Raw genomic sequence first — 19,963 nt, forward strand, 5'->3', positions numbered from 1 at the left:
TGTTTCCCATAGGCGACAAGTGCTTTAAGTTCATATGTTTTTAAGTAGCATAAATTTGTAAGTTTTGTAGTAACAGTATGACACCTTTTCTATGTCGTGCCAACTACTACGTTAAAACTTACAAGTTTGTACAAGTTCATTAGTTTAATATACATTCCATCTGTTTATATTCATCACCCATTAAAATATCATCTTGCCTAAGCTCGTACTTCTTTTTCTTTTCTATCATTGTACATAGTACTCCATGATGGTTCAGCCATCATGGAGTATGGACTTTCAAACACCCTTTCACTTTCTTATCCTACTTAAAGACTCGCTTTTTCACTCTTGATCATCATAAGCATCTCCAAGTGATTCAAATTCACTCTTTAGCCAATACCAATATTGTCCATTGTTCTTAATAAGTTTTTCAAGTAATTCAGTGAATGAAGTTGCGATAATTTGCGTCTCCCCAACTATTCCATGTCGATCAAAGAAACTATCATAACATCTACCTAATCTCTCTTCACTAAGATCTATTGTTAAATATTCACCCTTACCATCATTGCATATAATATACCAATTTGATGAAATATCTTCTTCACATAACTCTCCTACAATTACGGGATTAGCCAAAATAAACTCCTCTGGGGTAACAATATGAATAGAATATTCCTCATTTTCAAATAAAGTTAGACCACCACAAAGACTATAAAATTCTTTTAAATCACCTGGTAGCATATGCTTATTCTTATCAATTATCGGTAATTCTGTAGGCTCCTGAACTCGACAATTAGGTAATGATTTTACTTTTTTAATCAACTGATTAATATTTTCCATCTAAATTACTCCCTAAAATTATATTGATTAAAGGCCCTATATTACCCTTGTCTAGCTAAACGTGGTACATTCGCAGCACCAAACATTTTTCCCGTCAATTCTTGTATTTCTTTTGGTGAAACAGATTTCCAATCTACTTTACCTCCAACTTTTTTCCCTGTTTTTTCAAAGAGCCATTGTCTATAAACAGCTTTAGTAGCATTGTGTTGCTCTTTAGTTAAAGCTATAGTTGGAGTATTCGCCCCTCTACTAACATAATCAGGGACATTATGTTTAGCCCATACATCCATAACTCCATGATGATTTTCTAATGGTGAATTGCTTGGCCTATACGGTACTATATCGTATGGTTCTGAAGTCTTACCATCTTTAGACTCCGCAAACTTATAATAAGCTTCTATTAATTCGCCTTGAGGTATTTTGATTACAATAGTTCCACCAACACTAGAGAGTGCATAGGAAGCCTCTCTCTTAAATGATTGTAACATTTCAAGCGTAGGCTTCAATTCTTTTGCTAGTTTTACTGCATTAGCAAATGTACTTACTCCACTTGATGCTTTTGCTCCTTTTGTGATATGGCCTATTGAAGATTTAATTAAATTATTCAATTAATTTATATATACAGATATAAATAGAAGGTGATAACAATATGTTTATAAATTTACTAACATTCAATTAGATATTATGGATATTTAGATAAAAAAATCCAGTGATAATTCATAATTCGTCTGCGTTTCAACATCTCGTACATATTTCCTAATTAGCTCTTACATCTAGCTCACTGGATCCATTACCAACATTACCCTTATACCTACTTTAATACAAACTAAAAAATCCACAGTGTTAAAATTTATCACTGTGGATTCCAACATTTATTTTTCTTGGCAATGCACCATATCATAAGGGTAATATGAACTATCTTTCAAGGTTGAATCATCTAATTTTAAAATTTTAGCGATTGCTCCACTTTCAAAACTCCAGTAACCACTATAAATGTCATGTTTATTTTCATGTGCATCGTACCATGCTTCTTCTAAATGTCCCTTATACCAATACTCCTTTATATATTTCTCTAAATTTTTTATAGAATTCTCTTGTGAAATTTTATTACTCTCAATTACTTCTTTTAATTTGAAATATGGATATTTTACATAAAACTCACTTTGCTCATAAAAATCTGATGGCTCACTATTTCTAAAAGCAATAAAATAATTAATCAGATAATCATTTAATCCTTCTTTCCTTACCATTGCTATTAGTCTATTAAATTCTTTATCTTCAACATTTAGCATTACTGCTATAGATATCATCCATAACATACGTATATATCCACTTTCTTTATTCCACACTTTTTCCATTATATTTATTACTTCAGGTAAAAAATCACGAATAGTTTGGATAGAACAACCCGCAGAGTACATTGCCCTTAATTTATTAAAATGATACCCTTGTAACGCTATATATCCATTCTTTACACCTTTATCATCTTTGCCTCTTTCCTCAATAACCTTTTCAACCAATAATAAAAACTTTTCTATTCTCTTTTCCTCATAATTGATAAATTTGTTAAAATATATATCATTTTTGATTTTATCCCTTAGCATAATTTCTTTTCCACCTTTTATACTTCAAGAATTTTCTTCACAATCGTTCCGTCAGGCATAACTTGAATAACAATTCTTTGAACATTTTCTGGATTCAGCAACATCTCTTCCACAATTTCATCTGCTTTTTCTTTTGACAAAGTACTATCTAACCTTTCACTTCCAAGAATCCAATCTTCACTCATTTGCTTACCATCATTTGTTTTTCCTAATTTGGATGTGTTATACTTAGCCTCCGCTATCACATACTTAGGTGGCGGAGATGAATTTTCATATACAGCATCTATTCCCTTAACAATTTTTTGATCTAATGTTAATACACGATCATCACTAATTCTAGTATATGTTTGACTTTCAAAAAAGTCATCCATCTTCATTTCACCATAATTTCCTTTACGCTTCGTTGTTTTTAAAGCTACTTCGCCACTTTCTACTGATTCTATTACCGTACGTTGTTGTGCTCTAGCTGCTTCTAATGTTTGGGCTACTTTTCCAAATTCCTTAGCTATTTCACCAGTTTTACCCTTACTACCATCTTTAGACTTCGCAAACTTATAATAAGCTTCTATTAATTCGCCTTGAGGTATTTTGGTTACGATAGTTCCACCAATACTAGAGAATGCATAGGAAGCCTCTCTCTTAAATGATTGTAACATTTCAAGCGTAGGCTTCAATTCTTTTGCTAGTTTTACTGCATTAGCAAATGTACTTACTCCACTTGATGCTTTTGCTCCTTTTGTGATATGGCCTACTTTATTTAGTGCCCTATCGCCTAATATTGTGGTAGCTATTTGTGTTAATCCATAGGTAGTCAATTCTGTACGACTCTCTGCATCTCCCTCTATCATATCTCGTTTTATTTTATTTGAAAATGCATGCCACATATTTTTTGCAGTTTCATCCAAATGGAAAAGTGCATAGGTTACATTAATAAAAGTTCCTATGTCCATATTACTTAAAGCTATTGCGGACTCGATTTCATCACCAATAGCTTTCCCCGATCCTCTTTGAATAGCTTCCCACATCTTTTTCGCTGTTTCAAACGTGCCAACTATACTGTCTGTCGCATCGTCCCAAGCATTTCTAACCGGAGATCTCTTCTCAATTATGTTATTTGTTTCTATATCTTTAATTGACTGATCATTTTTTCGAGCTGTTTCTTCTATAATCCCCTGAATAGAACTCACCCAATCCATATTCAACCCTTGTGTACTAAACGTCCCACTCACAGGACTAAATCCTTTCCCACTTTGCACTTCAGCGAGTCCGGCTGTGATGCTAGCCGCTAATTGGAGAGCAGTGCTGTAGTTGTTGCTGGATGAATGTTCGAATTCTTGTAAACGCTCTAGTTTTTCTTCCAGTTTTTTTCTCATTGCACCTAATACCGTTACAATCGCACTTACTCCGGGCATTGGTGTAAGTACTTCTATTGCTTCTATACTTGTAATCGATTGATTAATTCCCCGTATTTGTTCTCTTATTTCTTGTTCAATCACATCTGTCGAAGCAACTTTCGCTTGGAACTCGTTTGGAAATGCTTCGTTTTGGCGAATTAATTCTTCACATAAGCATATGATTCCTTGCGCTAATGGCCGAAATGTTTGGACAAGGTAGGCTTTTGCACTACTGTATGTTTGTCCTTGTAGTACTGTATCTACCGCAAATGCATCAATAGATTGAATGGCTTGTTCCATACTTTCAATCGTAGCATTACATATAGCGTTCATACTTTGAGTTTGACTTTGTACTTCTCCCAAATACATGTTTAAACTCATGTATTGGCCTCCCTTTGTAGTTGCTGCTGTTCATAGGAAAGGTCGTTTTCTTTCTCACTGAGATGCCGTTTTTCTTTAAGCAACGTCTCTTTTTCAATTTCTAATTCGAATGTAAGTTTTCTTTCATACTGTCCGATTTCTTGCCGCATATTCGTAAAAAGGTGAAACACTTCTTTGTCGCCGTGCCAAGTTTCTAGTATTCGGTTAAATAAACGATTGCTTCTATTTTTCCATTCATGAAAACTAGCCTCGGCTCGTTCTTGATTTTGCAGCGCAATTCGGTTTTCATTTTGTTCTTCAAATATATTTCGTAATTTTTGATTACATTGACTGATTCTCTTTTCAATTTCTTGACTCATCTTTTCTCCCTACCTTTTCCCCTTTACGTAGGTTGTTACATTATTGAAAAGTCTTTTGAAGTCCTGTATCCATTTTCTCAAATTCATTTGCTACGGAATGGATATTATCAATTGTTTGTTGAAAAGCAGTACAAAATTGTTTCGTGATCTGTAAATTTTGTTGATTTGCTTCTTGTGCCTTGAAGTTCACAGATAGTGTAGTACGCGTTGCCTTATTTATAGAGCGACTAGTAGCACTTTGCATTCTATCTGAAGCATTTCTCATTTTCGTTGCAAGTTGCGTTGCCGTATGCAAATTACTTTGAAATTCTCCCATTACTTACTCCCCTCTACCTTTTATTTACAAGAAAATTATAACACGGAAAAATATCCCAATAAACCAAATGTTCGAATTTAACATACAATTCACCACAGTTACTGAGGATACGAGCAACACTTATCAATCAACATAACTGAGTCCAAAATGGATTCTACTTATACAAAAAAGATGACTTCAGCCATATGCTAAAGTCATCTTTTTCTACCTTATTATTTTACTAACTCTCCATTATAAGCTTTTATATCAAGAGGAGCAGTTAAAAATTGTGCTGCTTTACTAACGAAAGATGTGAAGTGTTCACTCGTATTATGGCTCGCAACTGCTGCTTCATCTTTCCATACTTCTACCATCGTATAAACACTTTCTTTTTCTGTATCTTTATATAAGTCATAAGATACATTTCCACTTTCTTCTCTTGAACCATGAATGAGTGGCTGAATTTCTTCTAAAAATGCTTGTTGTTTTGCTGGGTCTACTTGAAATATTGCGTGAATAATAATCATGGTGCTTCCCCTCTCATCTTTCACTTATTGAAGTTCTTTTATAAAATTATTTCCACTCTGCAACTTTTTCAATTGGAAGACGTACTGATTGGTAACCACTGTCTGCAGCTTTCCCGATTGAAATTAACATAACTGGTACGTAGCGTTCTTTATCTAGTCCAAATGCTTCTGCGATTTGGTCTTTTTCAAATCCACCAATTGGACAAGTGTCATAACCGTGCGCACGAGCTGCTAGCATAAATTGCATTGCTACAAGACCACCGTCAATTAATACCGTATCTTTCATTACTTCTGGTGTAACCATTGAGAAGTAAGCTGAAAGTTTTTTCATTTGGTCTTCTTTTACTTCTGCTGGCATTAAGCCACGCTCTACTGCTGTACCGTAAATTTCCTCTGCGTTATCAAAATTGTTTAAATCACCAAATAAAGCAATCATTGCTGAAGATGTTTCTACTTGAGATTGATTGAATTTCGCAAGTGGCGCAAGTGTTGCTTTCGCTTCGTCACTTTCAATCACTACGAATCTCCATGGTTGCATGTTTACTGAAGATGGTGCAAGTGTTGCTTCTGTAAGAATTTCTGTCATTTCTTCTTTGCTAATTTTCACTGAAGGGTCGTACTTACGAATTGAACGACGTCCTGTTAAAATTTCGTTAAAATCATTTGTTTTTACTGAGTTAGTCATAGTTGTATTCTCCCTTTTTTATAATTCTTTTATATTTTCTTGAATGTGATTTAACATATTTAAAAGATTATCGCGTTCTTCCTCACTTAATCCTTTAAATGCAGATGCTGCAAAACGTTCTTTTTCTTCTTGAAACGCCTGAATTTTATTTCGCCCCTCTTCAGTAAGAGAAACTAACGTAATTCTGTTATCATCTGGATTTTTACGTCTTACAATCATTTCATTGGCCTCAAGCTGCTTTAAATGCCTTGTTATCGCAGCATTATCAATATTCACTTCTTGCTGAAGTGCTTTTTGACTAATTTCACCTACTTCAAATAATTGAAGTATAAGCTCTAATCGAGACTGGCTCATACCCGTACACCCTTCAAATTTCGAACTTACTTCTTTATTTAGAAAGTGTAATTTATATAAAATAATCGCTTCTTTTGAGCATGAACTTGTCAAATTAACCCTCCTTTACAATCAAAATAAAAACATTTGATGTATCAATAGTTGATATGTCAATTAATATAATCTATATCGATTTAGAATGCAAGCATTTTGTTTTCATTTTATTTTTTCCAAATTAAGGCGCTTTGTAGCGTTACAAATAATGTTAATTGCACTATAATAGTAATAATTTAAATGACTGGAGAGTGATTGTAATGCGGCAATACACAAATAGAAATGAGGAAATGAAAATGGAAAATGAAATGAGGATATTCATAAATGACAACAATAAATATAGGGATTGTTGCGCACGTAGACGCTGGCAAGACGAGTTTGACTGAGCGTATTCTTTATGAAACGAATGTGATTAAAGAAATTGGCCGAGTAGATAGTGGTAATACACAAACTGACTCAATGGAATTAGAAAGACAACGCGGAATTACGATTAAAGCATCTGTCGTTTCTTTCTTTATTGATGATGTAAAAGTAAATGTCATTGATACACCTGGACACGCTGATTTTATCGCTGAAGTGGAGCGATCATTCCGCGTTCTAGACGGTGCGATTTTAGTTATCTCTGCCGTTGAAGGTGTGCAAGCACAAACAAAAATTTTAATGCGAACATTACAGAAACTAAACATACCGACAATTTTATTCGTTAATAAAATTGATCGTAGTGGAGCAAACACTGAAAAAGTTATGAAACAAATAAAAGAGGTTCTTTCAAATGAAGCATTCCCCTTCTATTCTGTTCTAAACGAAGGAACGAAAGAAGCCCGGATCATTGAATACAAATCATATGACGATTGTATGGAACTGTTAGCACCATTTAATGAATCATTACTTGAATCATATGTAAATAACGAAATAATACCGGACGCACTATTAAGAGAAAAACTAGAACAGCAAATACAGCAAGCAAATGTGTATCCAATCTTTTTCGGCTCAGCAATGACAGGTATAGGAGTAACTGAAATACTTGAAAAACTTCCTGCCCTAATGCCAGCTCTTACATCCGCACAAGAGGAACCATTATCCGGTGTTGTTTTTAAAATTGAACGTGAACCTTCTGGAGAAAAGGTTGCGTATATAAGAGTTTTTTCAGGTAGCTTACACGTTAGAAAATATGTTGATATACAGCGCGATGAGTCTCTACCACATAAAGAAAAGATTAAAAAAATGTGTATGTTTCATAGCGGAAATGCTGTTCAATCTACTATCGTTCCTAGCGGAGAATTTTGCAAAGTGTGGGGACTGAATGATATAAAAATTGGTGATATTATCGGTGAACGTACGGATTATATAAAAGATATTCACTTTGCCGAACCACAAATGGAAGCTTCCATTGACGCAGTACCAAAAGAACGAATTCATGATTTATACGCTGCACTTATGGAACTATGTGAAGAAGATCCACTTATTAAAGTGTGGAAAGATGATGTTCATAATGAACTATACATTCGCCTTTTCGGTGAGGTACAAAAAGAAGTAATTGAAACAACACTTTATGAGAAATATAATTTGCAGGTTACTTTTTCAAATACGCGAGTTGTATGTATCGAGAAACCAATTGGCGTAGGCAATTCTGTTGAAGTAATGGGTGAAAAAGAGAATCCATTTTACGCAACAATCGGTTTCAAAGTTGAACGTGGGAAGCATAACTCTGGCATAACGTACGACTTAGGTATTGAACTTGGATCACTACCTTTAGCATTTCATAAAGCGATTGAAGATACGGTATTTCAAACGTTAAAACAAGGTTTATACGGATGGGAAGTTACGGACATTATCGTCACGTTAACACATACTGGTTATGCAAGCCCTGTTACAACAGCGAGTGACTTTAGAAACTTAACACCGCTCGTTTTAATGGATGCTTTACAGCAAGCTGAAACATGTGTATTTGAGCCATTAAACGAATTTGAATTAACTGTACCGGAGCACGCAATTAGTACCGCGATGTATAAGCTCGCTGCCATTCCAGCGACTTTTGCAGAGCCTATATTGCATAATGATTCTTATCACTTAACTGGATCGTTACCTATTGCGAAAACAGAAAATTTTAAACGAATGCTCCATTCATTTACAGAAGGAGAAGGAATCTTTACAACGAAGCCAGCTGGTTTCACAATGCTTACGGCTCCCTTCCCTACTCGAAAACGCGTTGACTTTAATCCGCTGAATCGAAAGGATTATTTGCTTCATGTGTTGAAGGCTTATTAATCCAAACAAATAATAAGCGCCCTCTAGTATGATACTTTTCCTTACTAAAGGGCGCCTTTTTATATACAAACTTAAGGTAAAGCTGGTTCAAACTCTCCTGTAATTGTTTGAAATCCATTATTTCTCTCATATTCCTGTTTCCGCTCTAACCCGAATTTTTCTAAAATCGGGAGGTCATTTGTGGAAAATACATAACTAGTTTCAAACGCAACGTGTTCGTGCCATGCCCAGTTTGGTACAACAAAGAAGTCTCCTTTAGACCAATCGAAGCGAACACCATTAATAATTGTATATCCTGCCCCTTCATGCACATGGTAGATTGATGCATGTGTATGGCGATGTGCTTTTCCTCTGAATCCCTTCGGCAATTTTTGCATCCAAGCTGCAATCGTTGGACATGCTGTCTCACCGTTTGATGGATTTATATATTCAACAGCATAACCATCGTAAGCATCTGGCTCAAAACGACTTAATCCATTAAGCGCTGCTTCCGTTCCTGCCCATTTGTAGGAACTAAGAGGAGCTTTCTTTGTATATCGGTCCGAAACCGGTCGAACCATTCCACCCTCATAACGCTGAGCAGTATAATTATCTGGCACATTTGGCTGTTCAATTTTCTCTGGATACGGCTCAAAGAACGTACCACCGAGATAATAAATAGTCGGAATATCAAGGCAATCCATCCAAATCATCGGTTTGTCACCAGTGTGGCCATGTCCATGCCACAGTCCATTTGGAGTTGTTAAGAAGTCTCCTCGTTCCATGAAAATACGCTCTCCTTGCACAATTGAGTAAGCCCCTTCTCCTTCCATGACGAAACGTAACGCATTTTGAACGTGCCGATGTGACGGAGCAGTTTCTCCAGGTTGTATTAATTGAACCGCAGCATATAACGTTTGGGTAGTCGATGCCCATCCCCAAGGTTTTCTATAATTAAGTCCTGGATTTTGTAAATAGATGGCCCGGCGTTCTCCGCCACGATCTGGTGTAAATATTTGCGTCGCTTCTGTTAACTTTTTATGGAGTAATTCCGCTTTCCAAAGGTATGCTTGTGCATGAGGTTCTGGTGTATGCTTCATTAAATCTGGAATAGCGTTCCATAGCGGGCCTAGATGGTATTGTTCGATATCACGATTGAAATCTTGTACAAGATCACTTTCATAAAAAGTATTTTTTTCTGCCATTTTATTTTCCTCCTTTATCCTGGTTATACTTCGATACATTCCGCTCGATTTGTTTACAATGCTTTTCTGTATGTTCTACGATGAGGTGATTCACAATAAAGTTAATCGGTTTGTTTTCGAAACGAGGATTGCGACTTGGAGCTTGTATATGTAACTCTTCGTCAGTTAATGTATGAAGTACATTTTCAATCGTGATTGGTATAGAAGAAAGCTGCTCTATGACTTCTTCTACTGTTTTCCTATTTATATTCTCTTCTGAAACTGCTTGCAGGCGCACTTCATCTGTTAAGCCGCGGCCCCATAAGTTTTCATTACTTAATTTAATATTGCTTATTTCCTTTGCCCAATACGGAATTGCTTCTGCTACATGTGTAATAATTTGCATTACTGACCATTCATCTTTTGAAGGTTTCCAACGAATTATTTCCTCTGGTAACGACTTAACAATCGTTTTTATCTTATTGATTGAGTCGTAAATAGATTCGACCGCATAGATTTGCACGTTTTTCGTCATAGTACTGGCACCTCTACTGTTTGTCTTACTCTATTTTCAAGTACGCCTACTCGATCAATTTCAATTCGAACGATGTCTCCATCTTTAAGAAATACTTGCGGATTACGGGCAACACCTACCCCACCCGGTGTCCCAGTTAATATGACATCCCCTGGCTCTAATGTCATTAAACCGGATAAGAATGAAACGAGATATTGTACCGAAAATACTAGATTAGCAGTATTAGACTGTTGACGTTTTTCTCCATTCACTGTTAAGACAATGTTCAGTCCAGATGGATTCGTTAATTCATCTGAAGTAAGTAACCAAGGACCCATTGGAGCGCTACCTTCAACTGTTTTTCCTTGAAGCCATTGAATTGTACGACGCTGAATATCACGGTAAGTAATATCATTCACAATTGTGTAACCTGCTACATAATGAAGGGCGTCTTCTTCTGAAATATTCCGGGCACGCTTTCCGATTACGAAAGCAAATTCAGCTTCGTAATCTAGTTGTTCTGAAATGGGATAATACGGAATATCATCTTCTGGACCGACTACCGTATTCGCAAACTTCGCAAAGATGACCGGAAATGCAGGTAATTCGCGTTTCATTTCCAAAATATGTTCACGATAATTGTGACCTACACATATAATTTTTCCTGGCGCAGGTACTGGAGCTTCTATTTTTACTTCGCCTTCCTCAAATACCAACTTATCTTCATGTTTTTTCATAAGTGCATAAGCGATCGCATCTTTTGCTAGATTCATACTTTCTGTTCCGCCTTGTAAAAATCCATTCATATCCTTTGGTATATACGCCTCTGCAATTTGAGCAGCCCGAAGATTTCCTTCACTTATTAATTTCGCTTTAAAAGCAGCATGCAAATCAATCAATTTCCCATTTTCTAAAGCAGCAATTCTTGTATCTCCATTATGTGTAAAAGTAACAAGTTTCATATTACTCATCCTTTCCTATAAAACAAGTGAAATTCTACCTTCTCAAATAATCGAAAATGATAATAATGTATGACTTTCCGGCCCTACTCTTTGTTATAAAAGATAAAAAGTATTTCCTTCTGGTCCAAGTGGCACATGTCCCATTTCTATTAACTCTATAATTGGGAGACACACATTCTTTTCTTCAGCTAATTCAGCAGCACATGCAAGAACACTTACGTACATCGCATGCCCGACGAGAAATTTCACTGTTTTTTCCTCTCCAAAAATTTCGAACGCTTCTTTATAAACACCATGAAAGATTGCTTCTGGTACTTCATCTACTACATCTACAAGAAGTTTTTCGTTACCAGCGCGCTCAATTTTTTCTTTCAATTGATCAGGCACTGCTGCTAGTGCCCCCCATAAATCGTTATCTTCAAATGAAATCCGCTCAATTTTTTCAATTAATTGTTTTCTTGAAATCCATTTGATTTCATATTCACTAATGTTTAGAGAACTCATAAATTGATCAATTTTCTTCTCAGCCTCTACATTTTGCTGTCCAATGTTACAATACCAGTTCATCGTCATTAACCGTTCAATCATTCCATTTGTAGAACATGCATGTGAACCATACTTTTCTTCATTCATGAATTGAGACAAAGCCATTTCTTATCGCTCCTTTCATATTACCGATCTAACTTTTAATATTTCGTTGTCAGTTCAGGAGGTCCAAATTTCGGTCCGTACGGTCCCTCATCGAGCCACCTTCCAAGCCTTGGAACAATAGATACCATTGATGCTGCAATATCACGTTTCATGTTCATTCCAGGAGAGTTCCCCTGAAGGTGATGAAGTGCAGTAGTTGAAGCATCTCGGTTCCATTTAGCTGCAATTCGGCGTTCGTTTGCAGCTGCTTCAATCGCGTTTATCCGCTCTTCTTCAGAGTTAGATTGTAGTGCTTTCTCGATACCTCTCGCAGCAAGAACAGCATCTGGAATTCCAGAATTTAATCCACGTGCACCAAATGGGGCAAATAAATGCGCAGCTTCTCCAGCGAGAAGGATACGACGTTTTGCATCAGTAAATGAATTTGCCACTACTTGATGGAAACGATAAGAAGACACCCATGTAATCCTCTCCGCATATTTCGCATCCATTACTTTCGGCAACCATTTCTTAACACTTTCAATATTTGTATAATCATCTGGGTTATCTGACTCAAGCAATTGTAAATCCACACGCCATCCACCTTTAAACGGAACAAACATTACATTTCTTCCCTCCATAGCTGGATGTTGATAATAGAATATTCTTTCTAAAGGAAGTGGATTTGTTTCATCTTCTTTTACATCTACGACTATAAAAGTATCTGCTGTACGTGGACCTTCAAACGTTAATCCCGCTTGCTCTCTTACAATTGAACGTGCTCCATCACATCCAATTACATACTGCGCCTTTAAGATTTCGTCATTTGTGATTGTTACTTCTACTTCAGAGTCTGTAATGTGCAACTTCTTAACCGGGGCATCCCAAAGGAATTCCACGCCGGCTTTTATACATGCCTCATACATATGCTTTTCGATCTCATCTTGATGAAGAGCTGTGAAATGAGGCAAGCGGTTTGATTTAAGGTTTTCATCCTTACCATAATCTCGTACATATACTTCTTTTCCTTTATAAAACGTTCGTTTTACTGGCCAAATAATTCCGTTATGAGCAAGTGTAAAACCAAGACCTTCTGCAGTCTCCTCCAGTAATTTTAACGAAGCACTATGCAAATAAATTGCTCTACTTCCCGGACGTGGTCTTCCGAATGAATCTCCCTCTATTACTAATGTTGATATGCCCTTCTTTTGTAATGAAAGTCCTGCTACAAGCCCGACTGGTCCCGCCCCAACTACTATGGCATCATACTTTTTTTCTTTTCCCATCACTATCTCCCCCTTATTAACAATTACTTGTTACGGTATCCTTACTCGTACTTCTTAACTTTCTACAGTTTTTATCTCTGGCATCATCTTCTGCCGAATATATCCAGGTATCGGTTGCGCTTTCACTTTTTCTTTAAAAGAAGTCCATGCACGAGTTTCATAACCTTCTGCCACAACCTGTTCCCTTTTTACAAAAACATGCTGGATTGTAAAAACTTTATTATGCAATTCTTTTACAGTACTTTTCACAACTACTTGATCTTCAAAACGAAGAGGTGACTTAAATTGACATTTTGCTTCTAGTAATGGCAAACCAATTTGTTGTTCTTCGTAAAGTTCAACTGAAGGAAAGCCAATTTTTTTAAAATATTCATGAGTTGCTTCGTCCATCCATTTATAAAAGTTAGGATAGTACACAATGCCCGCAGCATCAGTATCTCCCCACCTTACTTGAAAAGCATACTCTTCCATTATGCCTTCGCCTCCTATCTATTAAACTGTTGGACTACTATTTGAAGATACTTGTTCTTTCAATTTCAATTTTTGAATTTTCCCACTTGCTGTGACAGGAAATTCCTCTGTAAAGATCACTTTCTCTGGTAGTTTATAAATTGCCATTTTCTCTTTAAGATAAAGTTTTATTTCTTCTTCGGAGCTTACTTCTCCATTTTTTAACCGTATGACCGCACATGCGACTTCTCCCAGTACTTTATCTGGAAGACCTACAACTGCTGCTTCTATTACTTTTGGATGTTTCATAATGACTGCTTCAATTTCTTGAGGATAAACGTTTAAGCCTCCTCTTATAATCATCTCTTTCTTTCGTCCTACGAACCTTAAATATCCTTGAGGATCGAGGGTACCTAAATCTCCTGAATAGTACCAACCTTCATTATCTAAAACTTGTTTTGTTTGTTCGGGCATATTGTAGTATCCTTTCATTACACCAAACCCTTTAACTGCTATCTCTCCCACTTCTCCAGGAGGAAGATCCACTCTATTTTCATCTACAATTTTCAATGTTACTCCTGGAATGGCCTTTCCAAGCGTTTCTGTTATATTCTGCTTTGTATCATCATACGAGGTCATCGTAATCGAAACCGTCTCAGTTATCCCAAATGATTGGCAAAGGTTAATGCCCATCCGTTCTCGAATCTCCGTCACTGTTTTTACTGATATAGGTGCTGCACCAACTAACCCGGCACGTAATGAAGATAAATCATATTTATCAAAGTCCTCTAACTCTAGTTCCTTTATAAACATAGTTGGTACACCTTTTTGGATAGTTACCTTTTCTTGTTCAATTAATTGTAAAGTTTCTCGCGGGTGGAATTTTTCTTGTAATATGATCCTTCCTCCCATCGCTACTGCGCAAAGCATATTAATTGCCATACCGAAAATATGAAATAGTGGTGCTGAAATAATGAATACATCCTTTTGTGTACAATACAGCTCTGTTCCTATCGTTCGTGCAGATTGTACAACGGCACGATGTGTAACCATTACACCTTTTGGAGTTCCCGTCGTCCCTGACGTATATAAAATACAAAACAAATCATCGTTCACATTTATATGAACTGGTTCAATATTCATTGTTTCCGTACGCATTAACTGCTCATATGAACAGTAATTTTCTTGCGAAAACCGTACTGTAATAACCTTTCGTGCCTTATTAAAAACTTTTTCAAATCCAAAATTCTTTTCAAATTCCCCTGAAGCTATTAATAGCTTTGGAGCTGAACTTTCCAATATATATTCAATTTCATATGATTTATATTTGGGATTAAATGGAACGATTATCGCTCCTAATTTCGCAGCTGCAAAATAGATAACTACTGTTTCGGACCAATTTGGTAGCGATACGGCGATACGGTCTGCTTTACCTACTCCTAGTCTCTTAAATGCCGTAGCTAAACAATCTACTTCCTGTTTCAATTGTTTGTATGTAATTCGCCTCGTTACGTCATATATTGCTTCTTTTTCACCGTAAGTTGCAGTAACCGTTTCTAACAGCTCATACACCGATAATAAGTTTTTATCCTTTTTCATTGTCTCACTCACTTTCTATCTTCTTACCAACTAGCCCGAATCTCTCATCACATACTGATAACATGAGAAACGATGTAGTTAAAACCAGGAAGGACTCTTCCTGGTTTTTTCTCTAGTACAACGCTTCCCAAATCGCTGCAATTCCTTGACCTCCGCCAATACAAACAGCCGATACTCCATATTTTTTATTTCTTCTTCTTAATTCATAAATTAAGGATAGAGAAATTCTCGTTCCACTCGCAGCAAGTGGATGGCCTATCGCAATTGCCCCACCATTTACATTTGCCTTATCAAGGTCGAATCCTAATTCTTTTTGACAAGCTAAGTACTGCGCAGAGAATGCTTCATTAATTTCAATCAAATCTAAGTCTTTTAAAGTTAAATTCGCTTTTTCTAATGCACTTTGAATTGCAGGAACCGGTCCGATTCCCATATACTTCGGTTCCACTCCAACAACAGCCCAAGAAACGAGCTTAGCAATCGGTTGTAATCCTCTATCCTTTGCAAAGTCACTAGATGCTAAAACAACTGCTGCTGCACCGTCCACCATGCCGCTTGCACTTCCAGGAGTCACTACACCATTCTCCACAAAGCGTGGCTTTAACTTTGCTAATTTTTCTAAACTCGTATGACGGATATGCTCATCTTCTTCAATTACCTGTTCTCCTTTTCTTCCTTTCACCGTTACAGGAACAATTTCTTCTTTTAAATACCCTTTCTCTCTTGCCAAAAGAGCGCGCTCATGACTAGAAAGTGCATGCTGATCTACTTCTTCTCTCGTTAAGTTATATTTTGCAGCCAAGTTTTCTGCTGTTTCTCCCATCGTACATTTTCCGTACGTATCATAAAGACCATCCCATAACCAATCTTCTATAGCTGGACCACCGAGTGGGCTTCCCCATCTCATTCCGGGTATTACGTGTGGCACTTGGCTCATATTCTCCGTTCCACCGGCAAGTACAACTTCTGCTTCTCCGCTTAATATATAACGAGCAGCCGTTAAAATAGATTCAACACCCGTTCCGCAAAGTCGATTGATCGTCAAAGCTGGGACATGAATAGGCGCTCCGGCTTTTAAACCAACATGCCTCGCCAATAAATGTGCGTCTTTACTAGATTGCTGAACGTTACCAAATACAACTTGATCAATATCTTCAACAGATATAGAAGCTTTTCGTATGGCTTCCTTAGCGGCAATTGCCCCTAATTCTGTTGCATTTACGCCTCGGAATGATCCCGAAATTTCAGTGAACGGAGTCCTCGCTCCCTCTAATAAAACAATTTCTTTCATATCCTTTTCACCTCATTATTTCCCTAAATAAACTGGTTTTCTTTTTTCAACGAATGCTTGTAATCCTTCTTTACGATCCTCTGTTGCGAAAGCATTTCCAAAACAAGTACTTTCAATGATTAAGCCTGTTTCAAGATCAGCATTACTTCCTACATTTACTGCCGTTTTTAACATTTGAAGTGCTACTGGTGGGGTTTTTGCCAATTTATATGCCCATTCCTTTGCAAACTCAAACAACTCTTCCGCAGGTACTACTTTGTTAACAATATGTAAATCGAAAGCACGCTCTGCATCAAACATATCTCCGAAGTAAAGTAATTCTTTCGCTATACCTTGGCCGACAATTTTTTGAAGACGCTGTGTACCCCCGCCTCCAGGAATAATTCCGAGCCCTACTTCTGGAAAGGAAAATTTTGCTTGATCCGTACAAATGCGTAAATCACATGCGAGTGCAAGTTCAAAACCACCACCAAGAGCTAATCCATTTATCGCAGCAATAACTGGTTTTGACATATTTTCAATTTTGCTAAATACTGTTCGTGAAGTTTTATTCATTTTGTTTACACCGACAAGATCAAGTGCTGCCATTTCATTAATATCAGCGCCAGCGACAAAAGCTTTCCTTCCGCTTCCTGTAAGAACAATTACTCGCACTTCTTCATTCGCCTCTAATTCGTCAAATAGACTGGAAAGTTCATGAAATACTTGTGTATTTAGTGGATTTACAGGTGGTCGATTAATCGTAACGATCGCAACTTTATTTTCAATTTCACAAATTAAAAACTCATAATTCATAACTTAATCCCCCATTCTTTATTCATAATCATAAAAACCTGCACCTGATTTTTTGCCGTGTCTACCTGCTCTAACTAGCTGTTTTAAAAGAAGCGGCGGAGCGTATTGATCATTATTTAGTTCTTCTTTGAAGTACTCCATCACGTGATACCCAATATCTACACCTGCAAAATCTTGTAGTGTAAATGGCCCCATCGGATAATTGAGGCCGAGTGTAACAGCCTTATCAATATCTTCTGCAGATGCAACCCCATCTTCAAGCAATTTAATTGCTTCAATAAATTGCGGAATCATAATTCGATTTACAATAAATCCAGGTGAATCTTTCTTTACCTCAACTGGTTCTTTCGAAAGTTTTTTAGATAACGCTTTCAATTCTTCGACTGTTTCATCACTCGTTTTATAGCCGCGAACAACTTCTACAAGTTTCATAAGTTGTGCAGGGTTAAAGAAATGCATACCTGCCACACGTTCTGGACGATTCGTTGCTGAAGCAATCTCTGTTATCGACATAGATGAAGTATTTGTTGCAAGTATAACCCCTTCAGGAACGATTCGATCAAGAGCTGCAAACACTTCCCTCTTCAAATCTAATTTTTCTAACACGGCTTCAATAACTACATCTGCATCCTTCATATCTTCTATAGTTGTAGTGAGCCGAATTCGGCCAAGCGCCTTTTCTTTATCTTCTTCCGTCATCTTTCCTCTCGTAACACTTTTAGTCATAAAACCATTCATACGTTGCATTGCATTATCTAAATAACGCTCTTCAATATCATGTAAAATAACTGTAAATCCATGTAATGCAGCTAAATTTGCAATGCCAGAACCCATAGATCCTGCACCGACAATGCCAATTGTTTGAATTGCCATTTTGCTACCTCCTCAAATAACTTTTTAAATGTTCTGTAAATAAATTATATCTATATCCAAAAAGTTTTTGTATATACACAGTGTAGGAAATACATATATTTCTTTCATACATTTTAATGGTATTCATTTCGGTTCAAACCGCTTCATTTTCCATTTAATGAGAAGTACAGTTATTTTTCATACAAAAAGTGCGCACTTCAAAAGAAATAATGTTTTCTTGAAGTACGCACTCTATGATGTGAATTTCGAAACTATATGTTATCGTTCTTTACCATTTGATGAAATAACTTCTTTATACCAATAGAAGCTCTGTTTCTTTATTCTTTTTAAATCTTTTAAATCGTCTTCATCACGATTTATATAAATAAAACCATATCTTTTTCTGAAACCTTGATGCGTAGAAATTAAATCGATTGCAGCCCAAGGACAATAACCAATTACATCTACTCCATCCGCAATTGCCAATTCCATCTGTTCAATATGTTTTTTCAAATAATCAATTCGGTAATGATCTTGTACGGATCCATCTTCATCTACTTTGTCGTAAGCACCTATCCCATTCTCTGTAATGATAATTGGTAAGTGATAACGATCATTCACTTCTCTTAATGTAACTCGGAAGCCGATTGGATCAATCTCCCAACCGAAATCGGTTAATTCTAGAAATTCATTATCGTCACCCATAAAGAATCCTTCTTCACCTACTTCAATTTGTTGATCACCAGCATCATCGATTACAAAGTTTTCATCATACTCACTAACAGTAATAGAAGAATAATAGTTAAAAGCTATATAATCTGGTTTTGAAGTAGCTAGAATCTCCATATCTCCCTCTAGAATGACTGGTTCGATATTTTTGCTTTTCATGAAATTCCACGCTATATTATTATATCGTCCATATACAGCCATATCTAGATATAACCAATTACGAATTGCGTTACAATTTTGAGCTGCAATTATATCATTCGGCTTACATGTTTTCGGATACACATAACTAATATTTGGTGCTGGACCAATTTTCGCATCAGGTATCATCTTATGACATAAGTTTGTTACCTTTGCCTCCGCTAACAACATATGATGATTTTGCTGATATAGCTCTTTTTGAGATAATATTGATGTCCCAATCGCCTGTCCATGTAGGATCATCATGTTCTGTTCATTAATCGTTAACCAATTCTTTACTCGATCTCCAAAACGTTCAAAAAGGATTTCACAATACTGAGCAAAAGCATCGATGGTATCACGATTACTCCAGCCACCCTTTTTCTCTAATTCATACGGTAAATCAAAATGATACATCGTTATTAACGGTACGATATCATGCTTCAGCAATTCATCAATAAGATTGCTATAGAATGTAATACCTTTTTCGTTCACTTCTCCCGTACCATTTGGAAGAATACGAGTCCAAGCTATAGAAAAACGATAAACGTTTAATCCTAATTCTGCAAAAAGCTTTACATCTTCTTTAAAATGATGATAATGATCACTACAAACTTTAAAATCTGATGTACCTTCAGGAATAACTTTCACATCTTGAACAGAAAGGCCTTTTCCATCTTCATTATAGGCACCTTCTACTTGATAGGCGCTTGTCGAAGCGCCCCATAAAAAGTCTTTTTTAAATGTAGTATTGAGCATATTTACCTTTCCTTTTCAAAAATAGTATTGTTATCGT

The 19,963-nt window shown here is 36.4% G+C and carries 20 protein-coding genes and 1 pseudogene; 1 reads left to right on the forward strand and 20 read right to left on the reverse strand.

Annotation, left to right across the window (positions count from 1 at the left end):
* Window positions 1–321: 321 nt before the first annotated feature.
* The 9 genes and pseudogenes from JDS98_RS02840 to JDS98_RS02880 all read right to left on the reverse strand — a co-directional run bounded on the left by JDS98_RS02840 (window position 322) and on the right by JDS98_RS02880 (window position 6,511).
* Window positions 322–819, reverse strand: a complete 498-nt coding sequence (locus tag JDS98_RS02840) for an SMI1/KNR4 family protein (RefSeq protein WP_199633532.1) — start codon at window positions 817–819, stop codon at window positions 322–324.
* Window positions 820–860: 41 nt separating this feature from the next.
* Window positions 861–1,169: pseudogene (locus JDS98_RS02845) on the reverse strand (sugar-binding protein); the annotation flags it as partial.
* Window positions 1,170–1,691: 522 nt separating this feature from the next.
* Entirely contained in the window at window positions 1,692–2,423 is a 732-nt protein-coding gene (locus JDS98_RS02850; RefSeq protein WP_079245693.1) for a PoNe immunity protein domain-containing protein, read from the reverse strand.
* A 17-nt stretch (window positions 2,424–2,440) separates the two neighbouring features.
* Window positions 2,441–4,198 (reverse strand): T7SS effector LXG polymorphic toxin, encoded by a 1,758-nt coding sequence (locus JDS98_RS02855; protein WP_199633533.1) that lies wholly within the window; start codon window positions 4,196–4,198, stop codon window positions 2,441–2,443.
* Window positions 4,195–4,557, reverse strand: a complete 363-nt coding sequence (locus JDS98_RS02860) for a DUF3958 family protein (protein WP_000076582.1) — start codon at window positions 4,555–4,557, stop codon at window positions 4,195–4,197. Before JDS98_RS02860 ends, JDS98_RS02855 begins: the two co-directional genes overlap by 4 nt.
* 40 nt (window positions 4,558–4,597) lie before the next feature.
* Window positions 4,598–4,873, reverse strand: a complete 276-nt coding sequence (locus JDS98_RS02865) for a TIGR04197 family type VII secretion effector (protein ID WP_000503639.1) — start codon at window positions 4,871–4,873, stop codon at window positions 4,598–4,600.
* A 212-nt stretch (window positions 4,874–5,085) separates the two neighbouring features.
* Window positions 5,086–5,379, reverse strand: coding sequence for a putative quinol monooxygenase (locus JDS98_RS02870; protein WP_000583804.1), 294 nt, complete (start codon window positions 5,377–5,379; stop codon window positions 5,086–5,088).
* Window positions 5,380–5,425: 46 nt separating this feature from the next.
* On the reverse strand, window positions 5,426–6,064 hold the full coding sequence (locus tag JDS98_RS02875) for a nitroreductase family protein (RefSeq protein ID WP_000185391.1): 639 nt from the start codon (window positions 6,062–6,064) through the stop codon (window positions 5,426–5,428).
* A gap of 18 nt (window positions 6,065–6,082) precedes the next feature.
* A complete protein-coding gene (locus JDS98_RS02880) occupies window positions 6,083–6,511 on the reverse strand; it encodes a MarR family winged helix-turn-helix transcriptional regulator (RefSeq protein ID WP_000204162.1) in 429 nt (142 codons plus the stop codon).
* A 264-nt stretch (window positions 6,512–6,775) separates the two neighbouring features.
* Between JDS98_RS02880 and JDS98_RS02885 the strand changes: the two genes are divergently transcribed.
* Window positions 6,776–8,719 (forward strand): elongation factor G, encoded by a 1,944-nt coding sequence (locus JDS98_RS02885; protein ID WP_199631318.1) that lies wholly within the window; start codon window positions 6,776–6,778, stop codon window positions 8,717–8,719.
* Window positions 8,720–8,790: 71 nt separating this feature from the next.
* On the opposite strand, the gene JDS98_RS02890 is transcribed toward JDS98_RS02885, so the two are convergent.
* From JDS98_RS02890 to JDS98_RS02940, 11 genes are all read right to left on the reverse strand, one after another.
* On the reverse strand, window positions 8,791–9,903 hold the full coding sequence (locus JDS98_RS02890; RefSeq protein ID WP_199631319.1) for a cupin domain-containing protein: 1,113 nt from the start codon (window positions 9,901–9,903) through the stop codon (window positions 8,791–8,793).
* A 1-nt stretch (window position 9,904) separates the two neighbouring features.
* The gene (locus JDS98_RS02895; protein ID WP_098711492.1) at window positions 9,905–10,417 is read right to left on the reverse strand and encodes a DinB family protein; all 513 of its coding nucleotides are present in this window, start codon (window positions 10,415–10,417) and stop codon (window positions 9,905–9,907) included.
* Window positions 10,414–11,358 carry a fumarylacetoacetate hydrolase family protein gene (locus tag JDS98_RS02900; RefSeq protein WP_087970856.1) on the reverse strand — a complete coding sequence of 315 codons (945 nt, stop codon included), beginning with the start codon at window positions 11,356–11,358 and terminating at the stop codon, window positions 10,414–10,416. Before JDS98_RS02900 ends, JDS98_RS02895 begins: the two co-directional genes overlap by 4 nt.
* A gap of 93 nt (window positions 11,359–11,451) precedes the next feature.
* A complete protein-coding gene (locus tag JDS98_RS02905; protein ID WP_199633534.1) occupies window positions 11,452–12,009 on the reverse strand; it encodes a hypothetical protein in 558 nt (185 codons plus the stop codon).
* A gap of 35 nt (window positions 12,010–12,044) precedes the next feature.
* A complete protein-coding gene (locus JDS98_RS02910; protein ID WP_199631321.1) occupies window positions 12,045–13,274 on the reverse strand; it encodes an FAD-dependent oxidoreductase in 1,230 nt (409 codons plus the stop codon).
* A 54-nt stretch (window positions 13,275–13,328) separates the two neighbouring features.
* Window positions 13,329–13,745: an acyl-CoA thioesterase gene (locus tag JDS98_RS02915; protein WP_098711489.1), complete on the reverse strand. Its 417-nt coding sequence runs from the start codon at window positions 13,743–13,745 to the stop codon at window positions 13,329–13,331.
* Window positions 13,746–13,766: 21 nt separating this feature from the next.
* The gene (locus JDS98_RS02920; protein ID WP_098711488.1) at window positions 13,767–15,323 is read right to left on the reverse strand and encodes a class I adenylate-forming enzyme family protein; all 1,557 of its coding nucleotides are present in this window, start codon (window positions 15,321–15,323) and stop codon (window positions 13,767–13,769) included.
* Window positions 15,324–15,435: 112 nt separating this feature from the next.
* The gene (locus JDS98_RS02925) at window positions 15,436–16,614 is read right to left on the reverse strand and encodes an acetyl-CoA C-acetyltransferase (protein ID WP_098911282.1); all 1,179 of its coding nucleotides are present in this window, start codon (window positions 16,612–16,614) and stop codon (window positions 15,436–15,438) included.
* A 15-nt stretch (window positions 16,615–16,629) separates the two neighbouring features.
* A complete protein-coding gene (locus JDS98_RS02930; RefSeq protein WP_199633535.1) occupies window positions 16,630–17,409 on the reverse strand; it encodes an enoyl-CoA hydratase/isomerase family protein in 780 nt (259 codons plus the stop codon).
* Window positions 17,410–17,427: 18 nt separating this feature from the next.
* The gene (locus JDS98_RS02935; RefSeq protein ID WP_098711485.1) at window positions 17,428–18,282 is read right to left on the reverse strand and encodes a 3-hydroxyacyl-CoA dehydrogenase family protein; all 855 of its coding nucleotides are present in this window, start codon (window positions 18,280–18,282) and stop codon (window positions 17,428–17,430) included.
* Window positions 18,283–18,540: 258 nt separating this feature from the next.
* On the reverse strand, window positions 18,541–19,926 hold the full coding sequence (locus tag JDS98_RS02940; RefSeq protein ID WP_199633536.1) for a glycoside hydrolase family 1 protein: 1,386 nt from the start codon (window positions 19,924–19,926) through the stop codon (window positions 18,541–18,543).
* Window positions 19,927–19,963: the final 37 nt, after the last annotated feature.

This window comes from Bacillus cereus group sp. N11 (genome assembly GCF_016483605.1).
Taxonomy (GTDB): Bacteria; Bacillota; Bacilli; order Bacillales; family Bacillaceae_G; genus Bacillus_A; species Bacillus_A toyonensis.